Raw genomic sequence first — 22,360 nt, 5'->3', positions numbered from 1 at the left:
ATTAAAATGCAGGTCAAAAGATATTTTTGTAAAAATATTTATCAGAGTTATATGCCGTATTTTTCTATTTAGGTGGTTAAAAGAAAGAGGAATATCATTTTACTTTTCATCTGTTTTTTTGCATATTGAAATCATAGCCTTATATAAGCACTAACGTTGTGCATTTATAAACTCTACAAGAAGTTAAGGTATTGGAGGAATATCACTTTAGTTTCGGATGTAGAAAAAACAGCAAAGCTTGCTTTAAAGCAATCTGCAACAGTAAAAAAGTTTTATAATAAATTCTCTCTTATTTTTTCAATGTTTTTCTTTTATGCTGAGTGTATCTATAATTTGCAGCACAATTTATAAATGTCAGCCTATCCTGTTGTACCATAAAAGACCGACATTTGAGATGTGGTGATATAAGGCATGTAAGTCTTTTTGATAAAGTATTTTGAAAGCACGTGGTGAATATTTAGGGTAAGCCTTGTATAAGTGAATCACATAAGTTGTTATCAAGTGGAACGAACTCAATAAAAGTCTGGATTGTGTACAAATCAGATTGGGTAGAATCTTTGTCCTTTAAGATGTGTGGAGAAAACAATTTTCAGTGTAGGGATAAATACGGGAAAAGGTTGTATTAATCCAGATTCATCATCATAATTCGTGGCAATTTTTTCAAACCTTGATGCTCTCCCTTTTAGGATTCACAACACTTATGAATGTTTCAACAGTTATTTGAGGAAGGAAAGGGGTTTTTGAAGTTGCATTGTTAAAGTCAATTGCATTCAACAAAATAGCGAGTAAGCTTTTCATCTAAATCCAAGAAGTTTATTTCCAATAAACCATAAATTCTTTGCCAATTCTTGATTGAAGTAATACTTTTTCTGATAACAAGCCTTTTTTATAAATGGAGCATTACCTTCTATCCATTTTTATTTCAAATCTTATTTAAGGATCTAGAAATTAGGAGGTATGTTTTTGAACTGGATATTATGAAGTTTTTTATAAAACCCATGTGCTTTTGTTAGCAATTCTTTCTGAGTACCTTGTTCAATCAGTTGTCCATTTTGTATGACCACAATTTTATGAGCACGAGCAATCGTTGAAAGGCGATGAGCAATAATGATCGTTGTGCGTCCTTTGGTAAGGTGTTGAATGGCTTCATTAATTTGTGCTTCGGTGTGTGAATCAAGCGCACTCGTTGCTTCATCAAGAATCAGAATTTCGCTATCGTGAATCATTGCTCTAGCGATAGCGAGTCGTTGTTTTTGTCCTCCTGAAAGATTACAGCCATTATCACCTATCTGTGTATCATAACCATTTGGCAAACTTATAATAAAGTCATGAGCATTTGCTGCTTTTGCTGCTTCGATAATTTCGTCATCACTAGCTCCTTCTTTTCCAAGCCCGATATTATATTTAACAGTTCCTTGAAAGAGAAAAGTATCCTGTCCTACATAGGCCATCAGATTTCTCAGAGAACGAAATGTTGTGTAACGGATGTCTTGATCATTAATCAATATGCGTCCTTTTGTGGGGTCATACAGGCGCATAATAAGGTTGATAAGGGTTGACTTTCCCGAACCGGATGGTCCCACCAATGCTGTCATTTTTCCGGCTTCTATTTCTAGGTTGATATCTTTCAATATCATTTTGTTATCAGTGTAGGCAAAAGAAACATGTTCGAAACGAATAGTTCCCTGCGTTTTATTCAGATCTTTAGCTTCTTTATGTTCTATAACTGTAAGGGGACAATCGAGTATTTCAAACATTGTACGGATATTGACCAAGCCAGATTCAATTTTGACACGTACATTTGCTAGCCTTTTTGCGGGTTCATACGCTAAAAGTAAGGCAACAATAAAGGACATAAATTCACCTTGAACACCTGCGCGTTGGGTTGCAAGATAACCAGAAAAACAAATAATACCTGCAATAGCAACACCCGTGAGTGTTTCCATAATCGGATTAGTAATAGCTTCGAGTGTTGCAATACTGTTTGTTTGTTTTTCAACATCACAAATGGCTTTGTCCATCCGTTTTTTCATGACTTCTTCTAGTGAAAAGGCCTTGATGATTCGAATACCAACAGCTGTTTCCTGTACGATTTTGATAATTTCACCAAGTGAAAGGAGCTCTTTTTCCATCAAGCTGCGAACGCGTTTTAAAGCCATTCGAACGCCTAAAAAAGCTAGTGGTCCTACGATTAAAGTAATGGAGATTAACACAAAGTTTTGAATGAACATGACAAGCAACAGACCACTAACGGAAAGCAAATCACGTACAAAAGTTGTGATAATAGTATCAATTATATTACGTACGGCTGTTGCATTATGAGTTACACGAACAAGAAGATCAGATGAAGTATTATTATGATAAAAAGAGACTCCTTGTTCCATAAGTCGTGCAAAAATTTTACGCTGTTGTTCAGCAATGATACTGTTGCCTGCTTTGTTTAGAAAGTAAGTTTGGAAAAAAGTTGCAACTCCTTTGAGAATAAAGATAAAAGCAATGAAGCTAGAAATCAAAACAATCATAGGAAAATTTTGTGCATCAATAATCTGATTAACAACATCCCGCATAATCCATGCACTGGTTGCTGTGGTACAAGAAATGATGATCATTGAGAAGATAGCCGCACTGTACCAACGCATATGTTTACGAAAATTTTCTCGTAAAAGGCGGATAATAAGATGTTTGTCAAAAGAGGAAATTTGTTTTTTAGCCATGAAGTGCTTCTATATTCTCTCATTATTTTATGCAAGATTGAAACATTCTTAATTAAAAAGCCCCTTAATCTTTTTTACAAAAATAGCCTTTTCTTTCAAGGTTCATCATATCAATTTCACGACGGTGAGAGTGAAAAATGTAGTGCAAAGTTTCTGTGAAAGGTATAACGAAAATTTATTGTTCATCATTATTTTTAATTTTCAATAAAAGGTAACGGCGAGTTTCACCATTGTATTTACCAATTTCCATATTGTGATAGCCTTTGGCACTTGAAATAGCTCACAAAAATTTTTGCCGCATTACATGATAAGAGAGCTTGAAATAAGAAGACCTTACGATGTTTGAGTTTTCTCATTTAATATGCAAAATAACGAATTCTTCTTATAAGTCGATCAAGCATTATTAAACTCTTAAAAGGCTTTATACACATTTATAAAACCTTAAAAGCACCACAAAAACTCTATGTGGTGCTTCTAAAAATACCACACGCCCATGCTGATGAGTTGCATGCGAATATTATTCCAATGCAAAACTATTTAGGTGCTATCACCATCATCATTTGCCGGCCTTCAAGCTTTGGCTCCAATTCGATTTTGGCAATTTCACTTGTATCTTCTTTCACACGCTGAAGAAGCTTTAATCCAAGATCTTGGTGAGCCATCTCACGACCACGAAAACGCAAAGTAATCTTCACTTTATCACCATGATCAATAAAGCGATGAACAGCCTTAAGCTTGACTCCATAATCATGGACATCAACATTTGGGCGCATCTTAATCTCTTTGATTTCGATGACTTTTTGCTTCTTACGTGTTTCAGCAGCTTTTTTTTGGGTTTGATATTTTAATTTGCCCAAATCGATGATTTTACATACGGGTGGCTCCGCATTTGGTACAATTTCAACCAAATCAAGCCCCGCATCTGCAGCCATAGCAAGAGCTTCTTGTATCGCAACAACTCCCCGATGTTGCCCCTCATCATTGATAAGCTGAACATGAGGTACCCGGATATCCTGATTTGAACGTGGTCCGTCTTTTTGGGTAGGTGTCATTTTAAACGGTTTACGAATGGTTTATGCTCCTTAACTTTGATTCAACTACAGTTAATTTAATATACAATTATGCGCCTAAAAACAACTATAATTCGCGCCTTTTTCATTATTTGATTTATTACTTTTTGAAATGATTTAGATTATAAAAGTTTTTCTTTTAATTTAAAGAAATCGTTTTATGGAGGATAAAGAATTATGGATCAAAATATTCCTTGTCAGTTTTTTTCGTTTGAGAACACCGCACTTGCAGTACGCTATCGCAAGGGGCGCCAATCTCCAGGTTTGGTTTGGCTTCATGGCTATCTATCCGATATGTCAGGGGATAAGGCGATGTTGGTTGATAGTTTTGCTCAGAAGAATGATTTGTCTTGTTTACGTTTTGATTACTCTGGACATGGAGAATCAGGTGGTGATTTTTTTCAAGGAACGATTTCACGCTGGGTTAAAGAAAGTTTAGCGGTTTTTGAAACTTATTGTGAGGGTCCACAAATTTTGATTGGCACCTCTATGGGCGGGTGGATTGCGCTCAAGCTTGCTATGATGTTAGCACAGAAAAATAAGAAGCTTGCTGGCATGATCTTGATTGCGCCAGCTCCTGATTTTACACAAACATTGATAGAATCAGGGTTGGGTCGAAAGGGGTGGAAAATTTTAGAAGAAACAGAGCATATTGAACGATCTGCGATTAGTTATACGGAGCCGGTTCCCTTTACAAAAGTATTTATTGAAGATGGCAGAGACAACTGCGTCATGAAGGGATGTATAGATGTTGGATGTCCAATCCATATTCTACAAGGGATGGAAGATGTGGAGATACCCTATCAGCATACTATGACTTTACTTGATCATTTGCCTCTCCATGATGTAACATTGACACTCGTTCGTGATGCTGATCATCGCTTTTCTCGTCCGCAAGATTTGGATTGCCTCGAAACGGTATTGAGGTCATTGATTGACCGGATTAATGCGGGAGAAGGGGCAAATTCATTGATGATGAAGATATAATGTATGAGCATTTCTAAACAGCATTTTATTTTTTCTGATCGCTCTGTACCTGTACAGGTGCGGGAAAATAAGTGCGCGCGCCGTCTTACCTTACGTATTGATGCGAGCGGACAGAGGATTTGTGTAACAACACCACCAGCGATAAGTCTCTGTACGATTCAAAGTTTTATTGAAAAGCATCGGTCTTGGATTGAGGCGCGTCTTGCTCGTGTACAAATCTCTCATGAAAATGCTTATCTCAAAGAGGGGGCAACGATTCCTTTGTTGGGTGTTTGCCATTCCATAAAGCATAGAGAAGGACGTGGGGTAACGGAAATTATTGCAGGAGATGCAGAACAAGAACCTCAAATTATCGTTTATGGTCAATTAGAATACCTTCCAAGACGCATTGCTGACGTTTTGAAAAAACAAGCAGCACGTATTATAACACCTTTGGTGGCACATTATGCCCATAAAGTAGAGCGTAAAGTCAAATCAATTTGTTATAAAGATACGAGAAGTCGTTGGGGGTCTTGTTCAATAGATAAGCGTCTTTCTTTTTCTTGGCGCCTTGTTATGGCACCAAAAGAAGTTGTGGAATATGTTGTTGCTCATGAGGTTGCTCATCTTGTTGAAATGAATCACGGTCCAAGATTTTGGGCTCTTTGTGAAGAACTATGTCCTGATAGTAAAACGTATCGTGCTTGGTTGAAGGAAAATGCTCATAGATTGCAAGCAATTAATTTTGATTCATATAATTTAGAGGCGTCAAAAACTTTCAAATGAAGGCAATATTTAACGGAACTTTTTGTTGAGTGTTTTGTTGTGTGTGTACTTGCTCATGCATAATGAGGAAGCCATTGAAGCTCTCAGCACGATTGTTTTCCCCTGCTTGGTTTGCTGAGTGTCTTCAATGTTTTTGCTTTATCTTTTTTGTAATTCAGCGTAAAAACTTTAAGTTGCTATGACTTATAAAAAATGGGAAGGGGAGCTTATGCCTGTTCTTACAGATCCGCTTCAGCTATTACAGAGACTTATCCGTTGTCCTTCTGTTACACCTCATGAAGCAGGGGCTTTATCAACTTTGGAACAATTTTTGAAAAAAATGGGATTTCATGTTGAGCGCCCTATTTTTACGGATAAAAATACAGATAATGTTGAAAATCTTTATGCAAAAATGGGAAATAAAGGACCCCATCTTATGTTTGCAGGTCATATAGATGTCGTACCACCAGGCGCATTGGATGAATGGACCTATTCACCTTTTGAAGCTGTCATAGATCAGGGGAAATTATATGGGCGGGGTGCTGTTGATATGAAGGGCGGAATCGCTTGTTTTATTGCGGCGCTAGCGCGAGTTCTTGAGAAACGGTCCATTAAAGGAATGGTAAGTTTTTTGATTACCGGTGATGAAGAGGGACCTGCTGTTAATGGTACCGTCAAACTTCTCAAATGGGCAGAAAAAAAGGGCGAAAAATGGACTGCAGCTCTTGTGGGAGAACCAACAAGTGTAAAGACTGTTGGGGATGTCATCAAAATTGGTCGCCGCGGATCGATTTCTGGTATCATTACCGTGAGAGGTCGCCAAGGTCATGTTGCTTTTCCAGAGCGGGCTGCTAATCCCTTGCCTTTAGCAAGTAAGCTTATTCAAGCATTGACACAAACTGCTTTAGATAAAGGGACAGAGGATTTTCAACCTAGTAACTTAGAGCTAACAAGCATCGACACCGGTAATTTAGCGGTCAATGTTATCCCAGCGCAGACAACAGTTCGTTTTAATATACGCTACAATGATCTTTGGACAAAAGAAACACTGGTGGAAGAAATTGAAAAGCGTCTTGCTTTGGTGCAATCAAAAAACAATAGTGATCAATATCCCTCTTATCAGCTTGAATGGATTCCAAGTTTAGGGGATGTTTTTTTGACCAAAAATGATAAACTCATTCAAACTTTATCCAATGCTATTAAAAGTGTAACAGGGAATATACCAGAATGCTCCACTTCAGGTGGGAGTTCGGATGCGCGATTTATTAAGGATTATTGCCCAGTGGTTGAATTTGGCTTACCAGGGCAAACGATGCATATGGTAGATGAGTGTGTAGCCCTTGATGCGGTGGAAGCTCTTACTACTATTTATGAGCGTTTTATTGTTGATTTTTTTGCATGAAGAAATGATTGCTGGTTCAAAAATACCTTTGTCTTGTTGTTCCATAAGATATTACCATTTAAGGTGTGGTGATATGAGACTCGTAAGACTTAATATATTAAGTGGTTTTAGAGTAAGTGGTGAATCTTCTTAAATTGGGCTTCTTGCCTGTAGCGTCTTTAGTTAAGTGAATTACATAATTTGAAAGCCAAGAGGGAGCTGCTTTAAGAAGCAGAACTGTTTACAGACTATATTGGATTAAAAATATTTGTTTTTTAAAGTTTGGAAAGGAAGTTAATACGCAATCATAATGGAAAACAATGAATATTATATCATAATTGTGTGATGACCGGTTGAAGCCATAAAGACACACAAAAACATGCTGCTATTGTAAAAAATTCATACAACATAAATGCGCTCATTCATAGCTCGTGTCTTAATATGGTTTCTGCACTCTCATAAAAGGTACCTCTTATTTCAATTAGCCTCTCTTAGAGTAAAGTCCATAGGAAACGCGTTTTAAGTTTGTTTGACTTCATATATTTTGCCCTGCCTTTTTGTTCCCAAGAACTTCTGTTGCAAAATCATTACGAGATAGAAGGTGAGCTCATTTAATCAGCTTTAATATTGGTTATGATAAAGATACACAGAAATTCTTTTGTAGCATCACGTTGACTTCTTTAGCCTAGTATTTTTCTCAATTTTTTAATAAAATAACCTTAAAGGACGCGTACAGACACTCATAAGCATGTATGCATACAAATAAAATCATATGGGATTAATGTCGTTTCGCTCGCTAACAAAATAATCTCGATTCATATCTGATATATTTGCCATTTGAGTGCATTATTTGTTTTAATAAAACTCATGATTTTGCTGTGACTTATAGATCAATACCAATCATACAGCCGCGTATCTCAAATAAATATTGGTTCAGTATTTTTTTGCGACAACAGCTTTTATATACCAGAATAGGATAAAAGTATTGTGTATATCTATTTTTTTGTAATCTCTGAAACAGACATACAACCACAACCTGATTGAGGGAAAATATAAAGGTATAAAGGTGAAAATCAGTGTGCTTTTTTACTCTCCTTTTTTATTCGGTTTTACAGTTTTCAAAATTATCTAGAGTAATACCTTTTTAAATAATTAGAGATTGATACATGGTTTCATGCTCATTTCTCTGGTTCTTTAAATGGTGCCACGATTTCATAAAAAACAATACATTATCGTATTATGCATTCACATACTTGTTTTAAAGAAATTTTCTCAATATTTGTCACATTCGTGCCATTACGGTGCTTATGAATAGTGTAATATAAAATTTTCCGTTAAGTGTATAAAGTCTACAGTGCCTCGCCATCTTTACGTTTATGAAAAAAAAATTAGACCACCACACACTTTCTAGCTCAAAATATTGCGATAGCTTTTAGCACTTAAGGGTGTTCATAAGAGGCCTTTTTACTTCTTTTTTATAGCTTTTTTATCCATACGTTTCTCTACTTTTAAGGTGTAAGCAAATGGTGGTAACTAATTTACTATAAATAGTTTTGAAATGAGAGAATCTCACGATATTCTAAACTCGCCTTTGCTATGAAAAATGATAATTATAATTAAAATCAGTATGTTGTTATAAAAACTTTAGTTTGCGAGTTGGCTGATGATGTGATCAAGAACAATACGTCCTTTGGTTGTCGCTTTTAAGCGTTTGTTATCCACCATTTCTATCAATTCTTGGTGTTGTAAATCGATCAGTTTTTCCATTGGGATGCGTTTATGGCTTAAGGTTTCATAGCGTATAAGTTCTAAGCCTTCGCAAAGGCGTAATCCCATAAGGAGCATTTCATTTGCCTGTTGTTCCGTGGTTAAATGTTCCGTTTCAATACAGCCATGTCCTGTTGTTTCTACCAAATTAAGCCATTGTTCAGGATGCTTTTCATTTATTGTGACATAACGTTCGCGGTTTTCAAGGTGTGATGACAATGTTTTTGAACAGGCAGAGGAATGATTCGGTGCGTGCTCAATAAAACGTCCATGTGCTCCTGGACCAAAGCCTGCATATTGGTGATAACGCCAGTAAAGAAGATTGTGTGCTGATTCAGCACCGGGTATTGCGTGGTTTGAGATTTCATAGGCAGGAAGACCATGCAATGCTGTTATTTCTTGGGTAAGATTATACAGATCTGCTGCTAGCTCTGATGGGGGAAGGATAAGTCTTCCTGCATCATGAAGCCGTTTAAAGGCAGTTCCTTCTTCGATTGTCAATTGATAAAGAGAAAGATGGTCCGCTGCCAAATCAATTGCTTGTACAAGTTCAGATTTCCATTGTTCAAGGGTTTGTTCGGGGCGGGCATAAATGAGATCAAAGGATAAACGTGGAAAAATTTGCCGTGCTAAATCAATGGCACAAAGAGCTTGTTCCACATTATGGAGTCGACCAAGTTTGCGCAATGCTTTATCATTGAGCGCTTGTATCCCTAGAGATAAGCGGTTAACACCTGCTGCACGGTATCCACGAAAGCGCTCTGCCTCCACACTGGATGGATTAGCTTCTAATGTAATTTCAACTTTATCATCAACTACCCATTTTTTTGCAAGTGCTTGCAATAGGGCATCGACAGTTTGCGGCTCCATAAGAGAAGGAGTTCCTCCACCAATAAAAATACTTGTAATATGGCGTGGGCCTATTTTGTGATATTGCGTTTCTATTTCGCGCTTAAAGGCGGTGACAAAACGTGGTTGATCAACACCATGGATGCGAACATGCGAATTAAAGTCACAATAAGGACATTTAGCTGCACAAAAGGGCCAATGAATGTAAATGCCAAAAGGTTCATTCATGAGAATGCTAAAAGGTTTTCTGCCAAAAGTTTGAAAGCACGTGCGCGATGTGAAAGAGGCGGAATATCATTACGTTTCCAGTTGTGTTTTTGCTCTGTTGACATTTCTCCAAAGGTATTTTCATATCCATCTGGTAAAAAAATAGGATCAAAACCAAAGCCTTTGTCTCCCCGTGGAGGCCAAATGAACGTTCCTTCAACGCATCCGCGGAAGTAATCTGCATGAGCATCAGGCCATGCAATGCAAATGACGGATATAAAACGGCATTTTCGTTGGCTTTTTTCTCGCGCTCCAACTTTTTGGAGTTCATTTTCTATTTTTTCCATAGCTTTGGGAAAATTACGTGTACCATCAGCTTGAATTGCCCAATCAGCGGTATAAACGCCTGGTGCACCCTCTAATGCATCTACCTCTAAGCCTGAATCATCAGAGAGGGCAGGAAGTCCTGTCTTTTTTGCTGCTGAAAAAGCTTTAATATAAGCGTTTTCTTCAAATGTTTTTCCCGTTTCTTTTGGTTCTGGCAAGCCCAGTTCTTTTGCCGATTGTATTATTAAACCGAAAGGCTTAGTTAAAGTAGTGATTTCATGCAATTTGCCGGTGTTATGTGTAGCAATGACAAGTTTTTTATCTGCTATGCTTCTCATATAGATTTCTCCAAAAATGAAAGGGGAATTGTTTTTGTGCTAAAAACCGGCTTAAATGCTCATACACACACACATTCTGCTTGATTTTACATAATATGATTATTTTACACGTTTTATGATATTTTATTCCAATAAAATTTTTTATCTTGTATGAAGATAACCTTGCAAAGATATGAAAGACATGTCTTTTTCTTATGATAGCATTTTTATGGTAAATTTCCAATTTCTTGTTTGCTCTAAAGGGTGAAATTTTCTATTTACAGCGGTTTTTGAACAATCCAGATTCTCTTGGTCAAATTATCTTGGCAAGTTCCTACAGCAGACCACTTTACAGATCAACTCTTAATCTTAAATATTTCTCACACACTCTAACAAAAAATACCTCCTGCGTAATTTATCAATCATCACTCTGAAGCTAGCATTTTACGGGTCAATAGGATAATATGTTTTTATACTACTTTAGACTATTTGACCAAACCTTGGCAAAACTTATATAAGAGATGAGGATTTTAAAAGTAGTGAAACAATTGTGATGAAGCACAAAACTATTGATAATGAACTAAAATATCTTGATGAACGTTCACGTGATATTTTTCGCCATATTGTTGAAGCTTATCTTAATGATGGTGAACCTGTAGGGTCACGCAATCTTTCGCGGCTTTTACGACAGACATTATCGCCTGCGACGATTCGCAATGTGATGAGTGATCTTGAACATCTCGGTTTGATTTATGCACCACATGTTTCTGCGGGTCGAATGCCGACACAATCAGGTTTACGCTTTTTTGTAGATGCATTTATGGAAGCGGGTGATTTGCCAAACGAAGAGCGAGAAAATATTGAAATGCAAGTCAAAGAGGCTGGTCATGCACAATCGGTTGAACATTTTCTTGTTCAAGCAAGCCGAGTTCTTTCAGATCTTTCACGTGGGGCAGGGCTTGTTTTAGCAACAAAACAAGAAGGAACATTGAAACATATTGAATTTGTGCGTCTTGATAGGGAGCACGCTCTTGCCGTTTTGGTGACTCAACAAGGTGAAGTTGAAAATCGTATTGTTCATTTGCCAGAAGGGGTTACCCATGCACAATTGACGGAAGCAACGAATTTTCTCAATGCCCATATCCAAGGACGTACATTGAGTGAAGCTAAAGGGGAAATTGCTCGCTTATGCGCAGAAACACGGGCTGCGCTTGATGATTTATCGCATCATCTTGTTGAAACGGGATTAGCTCTTTGGGGAGGAGAAGGTGCTGATCATAAAATACACCTCATTGTTCGCGGGCGTAGCAATTTACTTGAAGATGTGAAAGCAGAAGAAGATTTAGAACGGTTACGCCATTTGTTTGATGATCTTGAAACGCGTGAGAGTATGGCACAGCTTCTCGATTTAACGGATGAAGGTTCTGGGGTTCGAATTTTTATTGGTTCAGAAAATAAGTTATTTTCACTTTCTGGTTCTTCTTTAGTTGTAGCACCTTATCGTGATTCACAACAAAGAGTCATTGGTGCTTTGGGCGTTATTGGTCCTACAAGGCTTAATTATGCAAGGATTGTGCCCATGGTTGATTATACAGCTCAACTTGTGTCACAGTTATTGCGTTAAAACGATGCAGGTAAGTATTTGTACTATAGAAGCTCATTGTATTATATACATCGATACCCCTTGATTTTTGTCTGTAGAATTTCGATATCGAGAATAACGAATCTTATGAAGGAATAAAATTTTTATGTCTGATGAAAAAAACAAATTTACTGACGCTTCATTTGAAAATTGTGATTTAAAAAATCCAGCTGATCGTAATACACTTAAACAGGCAGCCGATGAATTTTTAAAAACACATAAAACAGAGGAACACGAAAACGTTGAAAAAGAAAGCAATGAGGTTAGTGATCTTTTAGCGTCTTTGCAGGATGAAAATAAAGAACTGAAAGATCAGCTTTTACGTCTTGTTGCAGATATGGAAAATCTTCGACGCCGTACTATGCGAGATGTGGCGGATGCAAAGGCTTATTCCATTGCTAATTTTGCACGGGATATGTTATCGGTTTCTGACAATCTCAATCGTGCTTTGGAAGCCATTCCAGAAGGGGCGCGGGAAAGTGATGCTGGTTTGAAATCATTGGCAGAAGGCGTTGAAATGACTGAACGTGCCATGATGGCAGCATTAGAACGTCATGGGGTGCAAAAAATTCATCCAGAGGGACAAAAATTTGATCCTCATTTTCATCAAGCGATGTTTGAAATTCCTAATGCCGATGTTCCAGATAACACTGTTCAACAAGTTGTTCAGGCAGGTTATATTATCGGGGAAAGGGTGTTACGTCCAGCTATAGTGGGTGTAGCCAAAGGAGGAGCAAAAGAAGCTTCTGGTGAAGCTGATTCTGCTTAAAACACATCAATAATAAATCTCCAACATAAAATGCAGTATTCCCTGCAATTACACATATATGAGGTCTTTTCTCAAAGAGTTTTTAAAGGGTGTTATAAACACCCTTTTATCTTTGAAGCGCCCAACTTCCTTTTACAAGATACACGGACTCGCTTGAGGGAGATGACGATGAAAATAAAACAAAATGATCAACCTCAAAAGGAGGGACAAAAAAATTATCTTGAAAAGATAGATAAGAAGAAAGATCTTCAAGATTGATATCAAATATTCGTGCAAGAGTAATATGCGGAATAAATTGTCTTTCATCAGGCTTTAACTCTAATTTATTCCGGATATATTGCATCTTTTCATGTAAAAGATTAAGCTTTTCACAAGGTTCAATGCGAACTACAAGAGAATGGGGAGCATTTTCTGAACCAAAAACTTCAAAACCATCTATTTGTAGCATAAAAGGAGAGAGCTTTATTGTATCAAAGGCGTGCATAAGTGCATCTGCGGTAGCACTTTCAACTTCACCGAAAAAAGATAAGGTGACGTGAAAATTTTGCGGGTTGATCCATTGCGCTTTTGGTAAGCCATTTTGCAACGATACAAGTTGTTGTGTTGTTTGTTGAGGAATCTGAAGGGCACTAAATAGACGACCCATAATATTATCTCCTTATAATGAAAGATGCTATTCCAAGCACAATATAGATAATAAGGGCGAGGCATGTACCATAGAAAATAAGGCAATAGTATTGAAAAAGAATGTCTAAAAAATGCTTACTATAATTATGAGCGTACAAAGCTTATTCGTTTTAAAAAATGGTTATGATATCGATAAGAATTGCGTTTTCATGAGCTGTATCACAATGATGTGCATGGAAGATTACTTATGTATTATAAAGACTACAAAGTGAGCAGAAAATAAGAAAAGTTGATAGATTTTTGATGTGCGAAATTATTTTGACATCTATCTTTAGCCTAAAATAAAGCATATTCTAATACAAGGTGAAGAGTTCTCTTTTTCTGTAAAGATTTAATTATACGGTTAAGTCGGGTAATAGCCGTAATACGCAAAACTATTCAAATTGATCAAATAATGTTAGGAAAGGAGGGAAAAACTCCAGTATAATAAAATTACTATAAGCTTTTACATTTATGATAATTATGCCAATCCATAATGGATATGAATATTGGTATAAAAGCGGGAAGAGAAATTAAAATTCAAAACAATGATGGAAAGTTCCTATTTTCTAAGAATCATCATCCTTATTTATGGTGAGAAAGCGCTAGTTTTCCTCTCCAAAGTTGTTATTGATAAGCTTTTCAAGAGCATTAAGAGCATCTGTTGCTTCTGGTCCTGAAACACGAATGGTGAGGTTGCAACCGGATGAAGCCGCTAGCATCATAAGTCCCATAATTGATGATCCACCAACGATTTTTCCATCCTTTTCAACTTCAACAGTAACATTAAAATTGTCAACAGTTTGTACAAATTTTGCAGAAGCACGTGCATGCAAGCCACGTTTATTACAGATATTGAAATGACGACTTATACATGGGAGGGTATCTTTGGAAAACATTGGTATTTTATTATCCACTATAAAATCATACTTGGTACATTAATATATTTACGCCCTGCTTCTTGTGCTATTCTTAACGCGTCTGATAATGAAATATCAGGACATTTGCGAATAGAAATCAGTTTAATAAGCATGGGCAAATTAACACCCGCAATCATTTCAACGCGTCCTTTTTCAATAGCAGGAATAGCTATATTCGATGGTGTTCCACCGAACACATCTGTTAATATGATTACGCCATGATCCGTATCTGTATCGGTTACTGCGGCTATAACATCACCTCGGCGCTGATCTATATCGTCATCGGGATAAACGCATATTGTTGCGAACTTTTCTTGTATTCCAACAACATGTTCCACGGCATGTAAAAATTCAACAGCCAGCTCACCGTGCGTTACAAGCACGAGTCCAATCATTTACGCAAACTCCTGTTAACTAATAAGATCCGACCATATTGGTGGGAAACACATTTTACAAGGCTTTGTCTTGCTGCCAAGAAAAATTTGCAAAAAAAAGGCAAAAATTGTGATTTTTTTATCTTTAGAAAAAAATTAGACAGATTTTCGCCATATTTTTCTAAACAAAAATGCTTCAATAGCTTGACAAATGGCTGTACAATCGGCTTCACGAAGAGAGGGAAGTTTTAAAAGAGGAATGTGCAAATCTTCAAACTGAAAAGTTTTATTTGTGGAAAAACGTTCATATTTCGGACCGAGAAAAATAACACAATCGATAGTTGTTTGCTTTTCAAATTCTATCATATAAAGACCAACGCCACGAATCTCGATACCGCCCTCTAAATTATCAGGGGTGTATCCGTGGAGCTTTCCATTTTCCGCACGCAACATTGTATAATCATCACTGATAAGCTTCGCTTCACGTTTTGACCACTCAGCACGGTCGAGCAAAGAAAGGGTAAGGGTTGATTTTCCTGATCCCGATGGACCTATAATTAACAGGCCCTTGCCGCCTAATTGAAGGCAATTTGCGTGGAGTATTTCACATTTTGTTTTCATGTCTTTTACTTTGGATAAAAGATTTATTTAGCGAGGGGAAGCATAATAATAAAACGTGCACCAGTTTTACACTTCCCAAGTGTAGGATCAATAATATTTTCGGCTGTAATTGTCCCATTATGAGCCTCGATAATTTGCCGACTAATAGAAAGGCCAAGTCCAGAGTTTTGTCCAAAAGCATCTTCGTTTGGTCGATCTGTATAAAAACGCTCAAAAATGCGTTCAATATTTTCTGAACGAATACCTGGGCCATTATCTTCAATGGTTAAAATAAGGGTTGAAGCATGACTTTTCATAGTAATGCAAATTCTGCCACGATTCCGAGGAATAAAAGAACGTGCATTTTCAAGAAGGTTTGAAATCACTTGCCCTAAACGGAGTTCATGTCCCAATACAAGATAGGCTTTTCCATGAGGACGCGGGACAATATTAAGGCTTATATCAATGGTTTGCGTATTACGATACACTTCCTGAACAGCATGAACAAGACTTTCCAAAAGCGGTGTCATATCAACAATCTCTGCGGTTTCTCGTGCAAGCTCTGCATCGAGCCGCGATGCATCAGAAATATCTGTAATCAACCGATCAAGACGGCGCACATCATGTTGAATAATTTCAAGCAATTTCTCTTGTGCTTCTTCATTTTTAGCCAGAGGGAGCGTTTCAACAGCACTGCGTAGGGAGGTGAGAGGATTTTTTAATTCGTGGCTTACATCAGCAGCAAAGCGTTCAATGGCTTCAATGCGCATATAAAGGGCATTAGTCATATCACGAATAGAGGTTGAAAGGTGACCAATTTCATCTTCACGCATTGAAAAATCAGGAATTTCTACACGCTGATTATTGCCATTACGCACTCGATTAGCCGAGGCAGATAATTTACTTAATGGATGGGCAATCGTATGGGCCAAAAAGAGAGAAAGAACCAAAAGTACGCTGCCTACAACGGCAAAAACTTTAAAGATAACCAGTCTTTCACCTTTTACAATGTTATCAATATCAGAACCAGTGGTTGAAAGAAGAAGAGCTCCAACCACTGCGCGATAGCGTTGAACAGGAACGGCAACAGAAACAATTAATTGACCTTGTCTGTTGCGTCTTTTAGCCGTAGCAAGAGATCCGTTTAATGCGCGGTACACTTCTGGATAAGCAATACCACTGGTTTTTGTTTGTTCTCTGTCAAGAGCAATACCTTTGCCATAAAATGTGCTTGAATACCATGAAGTAAGGCGATCCCACATGCTTTGTTCTGTTTTAAGTGGGGGTAAATCATAACTGAAAACTTCTCCACTAGAATAAAGAACGCGCGAATCAAGAAGGAGAGTAGCATCACGATCATAGATACGTGCTCTTGTCGTTTTAGGTGTGATGAGACGTCGTAAAAGAGGGGCAACTTGCTCAGGGTTAATAGGGAAATCCCAAGAATCGGTTGATTGAGGGGCGGGTGTAACGCTTTCACCAGTTTGTAACTCTAAGAGTTTTTGGGGATCAATGAGGATAGAATTTGTATCTACTGTTGCAGAAGCAGCAATAGCCCCAGCAATAATTTTTCCTTGGGTACATAAACTTTTAATTTTTGCTTCAATTAAACCATCGCGAAATTGGTTAAGGTATAAAATGCCTGTAACTAAAATGGCAAGGGCAGCAATGTTTAATATAACAATGCGACGTGTGAGGCTGGAAAAAAGCAATTGTCTAAAGAGACGTTGTGTACGAAGATGCAAACGGGCAAACATAAGAAATGGCGTTGAGGATGTACCATTAACGGTTGTTTTTTGTAAAGTTTCCAGTTGAGAATTGTCTGTCATCGATTTGATTGCCGTTCAAATTTTTGCGACAAAGTAGTTTTATACCTCGTGGAAACGATAACCTACACCATAAAGTGTTTCAATCATTGCAAAATCATCATCCACTTGTTTAAACTTTTTACGCAGACGTTTAATGTGACTATCAATGGTGCGATCATCTACGTAGACTTGATCACTATAGGCAGCATCCATTAAAGCATCACGACTTTTTACAACTCCTGGTCTTTGTGCTAAGGTTTGCAGAATCAAAAACTCCGTAACGGTTAAAATAACAGGTTTATCTTTCCATGTACAGGTATGGCGTTCTTGATCCATCACAAGATCTCCACGTTTGAGAGAAGAGGTGGAAGAAGTTCCTGTAGAAAGTGGTTGGTTACGTGCATTAGAACGGCGCAAAATAGCTTTCACGCGTTCAATGAGAAGACGTTGGGAGAAAGGTTTAGTAATAAAATCATCAGCTCCCATTTTGAGACCAAATAATTCATCAATTTCATCATCTTTAGAGGTAAGAAAAATAACTGGAAGATCAGATTTTTGACGTAAACGACGCAAGAGTTCCATCCCATCCATTCGGGGCATTTTAATATCAAAAATAGCTAAGTGTGGAGGGTGAAGTGTGAGACCCTTGAGTGCAGATGCTCCATCTGTATAGCTTTCAACCCGATATCCTTCTGTCTCAAGCGCAAAAGATAAAGATGTCAAAATATTGCGATCATCATCAACAAGTACAATCGTTTGTGTGATTGTTGGTGTATCTTTCATGGTTTCTTAGACCTTTCTATTGCTGTGGTAGCAAATTACCCACACTTGTTTATATGGGAGTTCATATTTTTTTTGCAAAACAAATATGATACAAATTGTAGCAAAGTAAAAAACCTTTTGTCATTACTGTAAAATCTTGTTTTGCTTTCATAATTCATAATGTTTCTACGTCTATTAAGATCCCTTCGTTTGAGAGAAAATTTTCATAAAGGCTTTTTTTATCAAGGTTTATTACAAAGTTTATTATTGTATTTGTCTCATAATTGAACAGGTATAGTTTTGATTGTTGAAGTTTAGAAAATCTGCCTATGTGTTTTAAGAGCAAAGAAAAGAATGTGGCAATATATGCACAAAAATTTGTTTCTGCTACACGGAAGGAGGTTGTAATGGGATTTTTTAATTTTATTAAAACTGTAGGGGAAAAGTTAGGTATTGGGGACCATGAACCAAAAGAAAAAGATTTTAAGACGGCATTTGATCATTTTCAACTCGGTACAGAAAAAGTAAATATTCAAGTTGAAGACGGTAAAGCTATTTTAAGCGGTGAAGTTCCAGACAGGGAAACACTTGAAAAAGCACTGCTGGTTGTTGGCAATTCACAAGGTATCTCTTCTGTAGATGTTGATCAATTAAAGGTTATAGATACAACGCCTAGAAAACCTTCTCGCTTTTATGAGGTTAAATCTGGTGATAATCTTTGGAAAATTGCTGAAGAGGTTTATGGAAAAGGGCAAGGTAATAAAAACACTTTTATTTTTGAAGCCAATAAGCCAATGCTAAAATCTCCCGATAAAATTTATCCTGGACAAGTTTTACGTATTCCTGAAATTGACTATAGTTAATTCATCAAAGGGGATAATTTTTTACTGATGGCATTAAACAAAAAATAAAGAAGCGTGCAAAAGTTTCACGCTTCTTTATTTTAAAAGTGTGTATTATAAAAAAGGAATTTAGTGACCAGGAGAGGATTTAGAAGGTGATGGTGTTTTCATAGCGTTTACAGAGAAATCAACATCAATCGTTCCTGCTTTCTCAAATGTCAATTTTGCGCTAATTTTATCACCTAACTTGAATGGTTGTGAAAGCCCCATAAACATAATATGATCGCCGCCAGGCTTAAGCGTAATTTCGCCATTTCCCGGAATTTCAATGCCATTGTGCATTTTTTCCATTTTCATAATATCATTAACGACAGCCATAGAGTGTATCTCTGTTTTTTTTACTCCGTTTGTGGAAATAGAAACCAAACGGTCTGGGGTATTACTGTGATTAATAATGTAGAGATAACCGCTACCAACTCTTATACCTCTAGGTGTTTCGCGTGTCCAAGGATTGAGAATTTCTATGTCGCCAAGTTGATATTGCTGAGCACCTGCAGGCAGGGTTATACCAGCAAAGAGAAGAGCACACACGATATTTATGATAACCTTTTTGTATGGATATTGTGTATTTATTATATTCTTAAAGATAAGATTTGTTATTTTCTTAATAATAGATGTCATCATTGATTTACCCTCCTTCATAAGGTTCACACTTTGAATAACTGTTTATTTTAGCAGAGCTTTTATTTAAAATAAAAGAAAGAAATGCTAAAATGAAATTGATTTGAATATGAGAATAAAAATCATAGAATTCTTTGATTTTAAAGGAAGATAATAAGGTTTACAATGACAACACACCTCTTAACGCTTCCGTGTTCATCTCATAATAGTGTTTGTAAATGGTATAAAATCTATGATGCACTACTATTTTACTTAATAAAGATATAACACAGAACAATCATCAACCACTTTACCAATTTTTAATATTACGACAGCTCTTGGTATCTTAAAGCGTTTATACAGAGACATTTTTATATATTTTCAAAATTCAAAATTATACAGTTAAGAAAAAACGCTTTAGGTGAGTTTAAAGCACATCTTTCAAATAGCAGTAAACAATGAGACCGTTAAAAGGAGAATTTTTGAAAGGAGATCGATAAATAATATCTCTACTGATATGAGCATTAGATATGATGACTATTTTAGTCCAAGGAAAATTTATAATATTCGTGATATAAATTATTCGCCTTTTAAAAAGCTTTTACGTGAGTATCTTTTATTAATGATGAGAAAATTAAGAGCGAGAGTGTAATCATTCTTTTGTTTTTTAATTTTTATAGAAAGATATATTTATTGAAAATTGCAAGAAAAATATATTATGATCTCAAGTCTCTCATAAATATGGTATTTATGGGTCATTAGAGTGCCTATTTTAAAATAAATTTTTTATTTTGGAGATGTTTCTCTCATTATTCTCTTGTAGCAATAAAAGCCTGTTCTTATATACGAGGCAGCAAGGCTTATTGCGACTTGCAATTTAATTATTTTATGTTGCTTAAAGCAATATATGGGCTTTGAGTGTTATGAGGAGCTGTCTTAAAAAGATGCTTTATGAAGGTTGAGGTAGCTTGCTGAATGGAGATTATAATATGGCAAAAGTAATTGGTATTGATTTGGGGACAACGAACTCTTGTGTGGCTGTTATGGATGGCAAAAACGCAAAGGTTATCGAGAACTCAGAAGGAGCACGAACAACACCTTCCGTTGTTGCCTTTACTGATGGGGGAGAGCGGCTTGTTGGACAGCCTGCTAAACGGCAGGCGGTAACAAATCCTGAAGGGACAGTTTTTGCAGTTAAACGTTTGATAGGGCGTCGTTTTGATGATCCTATGGTTGAAAAAGATAAAGCACTTGTGCCTTATAAAATTGTTAAAGGTGACAATGGTGATGCATGGGTTGAAGAAGCGGGTAAGAAATATTCTCCATCGCAAATTTCAGCTATGATTTTGCAAAAGATGAAGGAAACAGCTGAATCTTATCTGGGTGAAAAAGTTGAACAAGCGGTTATTACTGTTCCTGCTTATTTTAATGATGCGCAACGTCAAGCGACTAAAGATGCGGGTAAAATTGCTGGACTTGAAGTTTTACGGATTATTAATGAGCCGACTGCTGCTGCTTTAGCTTACGGTTTGGATAAAAAAGACGGAAAAACAATTGCTGTTTACGACCTTGGTGGTGGTACATTTGATATTTCAGTACTTGAAATTGGAGATGGCGTTTTTGAAGTTAAATCAACCAATGGAGATACGTTTTTAGGGGGTGAAGACTTTGACATGCGCTTGGTTGGTTATTTTGCAGATGAATTCAAAAAAGAGCAAGGAATTGATCTGAAAAATGATAAACTCGCTTTACAGCGCTTAAAAGAAGCGGCAGAAAAAGCAAAAATAGAGCTTTCTTCGTCACAGCAAACAGAAATCAATTTACCATTTATCACGGCAGATCAATCAGGTCCCAAGCACTTAACAATGAAATTGACTCGGGCAAAATTTGAATCTCTGGTTGACGATTTAGTGCAGCGCACCATCGAGCCTTGTAAAGCTGCGTTAAAAGATGCTGGATTAAAGGCCGGTGAGATTGACGAAGTTGTTTTAGTGGGTGGTATGACACGTATGCCCAAGATTCAGCAAGTCGTGCAAAGCTTCTTTGGTAAGGATCCACACAAAGGCGTTAATCCTGATGAAGTTGTTGCAATGGGTGCTGCCATTCAAGGGGGTGTATTGCAAGGCGATGTCAAAGACGTGTTGCTTCTAGATGTAACACCTTTATCCTTGGGGATCGAAACCTTGGGTGGTGTTTTTACACGTCTCATTGAGCGCAATACCACTATCCCAACGAAAAAATCTCAAGTTTTTTCAACAGCTGATGATAACCAGAGTGCTGTGACTATTCGTGTTTTCCAAGGTGAACGGGAAATGGCGAGTGATAATAAGTTATTGGCTCAATTTGATCTTGTTGGGATTCCTCCAGCACCACGCGGTATACCTCAAATTGAAGTTACGTTTGATATTGATGCGAATGGTATTGTTAATGTTTCGGCCAAAGATAAGGGAACTGGTAAAGAGCATCAAATTCGTATTCAGGCATCAGGTGGTTTAAGTGATGCTGATATTGAAAAAATGGTACAGGATGCGGAAGAGCATGCAGCTGAGGATAAAAAGCGCCGTGAAGGTGTTGAAGCTAGAAATCAAGCCGAAGCTCTTATTCATTCAACTGAAAAGTCACTCAATGAATATGGCGATAAAGTATCAGCTGAAGAAAAAGGACAGATTGAAACAGCAATATCTGATTTGAAATCTGCGCTTGAAGGCAGTGATACTGAAGAGGTAACAACAAAGATGCAAAAATTAGCTGAAGTCAGTATGAAGCTTGGACAGGCTATGTATGAAGCTTCACAAGCAGCGAGCGCTGACACTGAAACAGAAGCAAAGAATGACGATGTTGTTGATGCTGATTTTGAAGAAGTTAATGATAAGAAGAAATAGTGTCAGCATATGTGTTGATTAATTTATAAACCCGGCCTTTGAAATATAAGGCTGGGCTTTATTATTTGAGTG

Annotated in this window: 18 protein-coding genes; 7 read left to right on the top strand and 11 right to left on the bottom strand. The window is 37.0% G+C overall.

Features of this window, described 5'->3' with window-relative positions:
• Nucleotides 1-941: 941 nt before the first annotated feature.
• Both ACFIJP_RS03065 and infC read right to left on the bottom strand, forming a co-directional pair.
• On the bottom strand, nucleotides 942-2,714 hold the full coding sequence (locus ACFIJP_RS03065) for an ABC transporter ATP-binding protein (RefSeq protein WP_375625483.1): 1,773 nt from the start codon (nucleotides 2,712-2,714) through the stop codon (nucleotides 942-944).
• Nucleotides 2,715-3,247: 533 nt separating this feature from the next.
• Nucleotides 3,248-3,766, bottom strand: a complete 519-nt coding sequence (gene infC, locus ACFIJP_RS03060) for a translation initiation factor IF-3 (RefSeq protein WP_375625482.1) — start codon at nucleotides 3,764-3,766, stop codon at nucleotides 3,248-3,250.
• 195 nt (nucleotides 3,767-3,961) lie between these two features.
• Between infC and ACFIJP_RS03055 the strand changes: the two genes are divergently transcribed.
• From ACFIJP_RS03055 to dapE, 3 genes are all read left to right on the top strand, one after another.
• Nucleotides 3,962-4,771, top strand: coding sequence for an alpha/beta hydrolase (locus ACFIJP_RS03055; protein WP_375625481.1), 810 nt, complete (start codon nucleotides 3,962-3,964; stop codon nucleotides 4,769-4,771).
• Between the two features lie 3 nt (nucleotides 4,772-4,774).
• Entirely contained in the window at nucleotides 4,775-5,536 is a 762-nt protein-coding gene (locus ACFIJP_RS03050) for a M48 family metallopeptidase (protein WP_375625480.1), read from the top strand.
• A 208-nt stretch (nucleotides 5,537-5,744) separates the two neighbouring features.
• Nucleotides 5,745-6,917: a succinyl-diaminopimelate desuccinylase gene (gene dapE, locus ACFIJP_RS03045; protein WP_375625479.1), complete on the top strand. Its 1,173-nt coding sequence runs from the start codon at nucleotides 5,745-5,747 to the stop codon at nucleotides 6,915-6,917.
• 1,623 nt (nucleotides 6,918-8,540) lie between these two features.
• On the opposite strand, the gene hemW is transcribed toward dapE, so the two are convergent.
• Both hemW and rdgB read right to left on the bottom strand, forming a co-directional pair.
• Nucleotides 8,541-9,740 (bottom strand): radical SAM family heme chaperone HemW, encoded by a 1,200-nt coding sequence (gene hemW, locus ACFIJP_RS03040; protein WP_375625478.1) that lies wholly within the window; start codon nucleotides 9,738-9,740, stop codon nucleotides 8,541-8,543.
• Nucleotides 9,737-10,384: an RdgB/HAM1 family non-canonical purine NTP pyrophosphatase gene (gene rdgB / locus ACFIJP_RS03035; protein ID WP_375625477.1), complete on the bottom strand. Its 648-nt coding sequence runs from the start codon at nucleotides 10,382-10,384 to the stop codon at nucleotides 9,737-9,739. The genes hemW and rdgB overlap by 4 nt, the downstream gene beginning before the upstream one ends.
• A gap of 532 nt (nucleotides 10,385-10,916) precedes the next feature.
• Here rdgB and hrcA point away from each other — a divergent pair.
• Both hrcA and grpE read left to right on the top strand, forming a co-directional pair.
• A complete protein-coding gene (hrcA, locus tag ACFIJP_RS03030; protein WP_273787508.1) occupies nucleotides 10,917-11,987 on the top strand; it encodes a heat-inducible transcriptional repressor HrcA in 1,071 nt (356 codons plus the stop codon).
• 124 nt (nucleotides 11,988-12,111) lie between these two features.
• Complete coding sequence (grpE, locus tag ACFIJP_RS03025; protein WP_375625476.1) at nucleotides 12,112-12,774, top strand: nucleotide exchange factor GrpE; 663 nt, start codon at nucleotides 12,112-12,114, stop codon at nucleotides 12,772-12,774.
• 106 nt (nucleotides 12,775-12,880) lie between these two features.
• Here the strand turns inward: grpE and thpR are convergent, their stop codons facing one another.
• From thpR to ACFIJP_RS02995, 6 genes are all read right to left on the bottom strand, one after another.
• Nucleotides 12,881-13,420, bottom strand: a complete 540-nt coding sequence (thpR, locus tag ACFIJP_RS03020) for an RNA 2',3'-cyclic phosphodiesterase (RefSeq protein WP_375625475.1) — start codon at nucleotides 13,418-13,420, stop codon at nucleotides 12,881-12,883.
• A gap of 625 nt (nucleotides 13,421-14,045) precedes the next feature.
• A complete protein-coding gene (locus ACFIJP_RS03015; RefSeq protein WP_012754483.1) occupies nucleotides 14,046-14,339 on the bottom strand; it encodes an HPr family phosphocarrier protein in 294 nt (97 codons plus the stop codon).
• Between the two features lie 17 nt (nucleotides 14,340-14,356).
• Nucleotides 14,357-14,755, bottom strand: a complete 399-nt coding sequence (locus ACFIJP_RS03010; RefSeq protein WP_375625474.1) for a PTS sugar transporter subunit IIA — start codon at nucleotides 14,753-14,755, stop codon at nucleotides 14,357-14,359.
• A 135-nt stretch (nucleotides 14,756-14,890) separates the two neighbouring features.
• Complete coding sequence (locus ACFIJP_RS03005) at nucleotides 14,891-15,355, bottom strand: HPr kinase/phosphatase C-terminal domain-containing protein (protein ID WP_375625473.1); 465 nt, start codon at nucleotides 15,353-15,355, stop codon at nucleotides 14,891-14,893.
• A 23-nt stretch (nucleotides 15,356-15,378) separates the two neighbouring features.
• A complete protein-coding gene (locus ACFIJP_RS03000; protein WP_375625472.1) occupies nucleotides 15,379-17,163 on the bottom strand; it encodes a stimulus-sensing domain-containing protein in 1,785 nt (594 codons plus the stop codon).
• 39 nt (nucleotides 17,164-17,202) lie between these two features.
• On the bottom strand, nucleotides 17,203-17,925 hold the full coding sequence (locus tag ACFIJP_RS02995; RefSeq protein ID WP_005774392.1) for a response regulator transcription factor: 723 nt from the start codon (nucleotides 17,923-17,925) through the stop codon (nucleotides 17,203-17,205).
• Between the two features lie 386 nt (nucleotides 17,926-18,311).
• Here ACFIJP_RS02995 and lysM point away from each other — a divergent pair, with 386 nt between their 5' ends.
• Complete coding sequence (lysM, locus tag ACFIJP_RS02990; RefSeq protein WP_375625471.1) at nucleotides 18,312-18,767, top strand: peptidoglycan-binding protein LysM; 456 nt, start codon at nucleotides 18,312-18,314, stop codon at nucleotides 18,765-18,767.
• Between the two features lie 108 nt (nucleotides 18,768-18,875).
• Here lysM and ACFIJP_RS02985 read toward each other — a convergent pair whose 3' ends face one another.
• Complete coding sequence (locus ACFIJP_RS02985) at nucleotides 18,876-19,430, bottom strand: copper chaperone PCu(A)C (RefSeq protein WP_375625470.1); 555 nt, start codon at nucleotides 19,428-19,430, stop codon at nucleotides 18,876-18,878.
• Nucleotides 19,431-20,395: 965 nt separating this feature from the next.
• Here ACFIJP_RS02985 and dnaK point away from each other — a divergent pair.
• A complete protein-coding gene (gene dnaK / locus ACFIJP_RS02980) occupies nucleotides 20,396-22,288 on the top strand; it encodes a molecular chaperone DnaK (RefSeq protein ID WP_273722421.1) in 1,893 nt (630 codons plus the stop codon).
• Nucleotides 22,289-22,360: the final 72 nt, after the last annotated feature.

This window comes from Bartonella sp. MU37NMGALS, assembly GCF_042194015.1.
Lineage (GTDB): Bacteria > Pseudomonadota > Alphaproteobacteria > Rhizobiales > Rhizobiaceae > Bartonella > Bartonella grahamii.
Note: the sequence above shows the minus strand (reverse complement) of the source record. Positions and strands in the feature narration are given on the sequence as shown.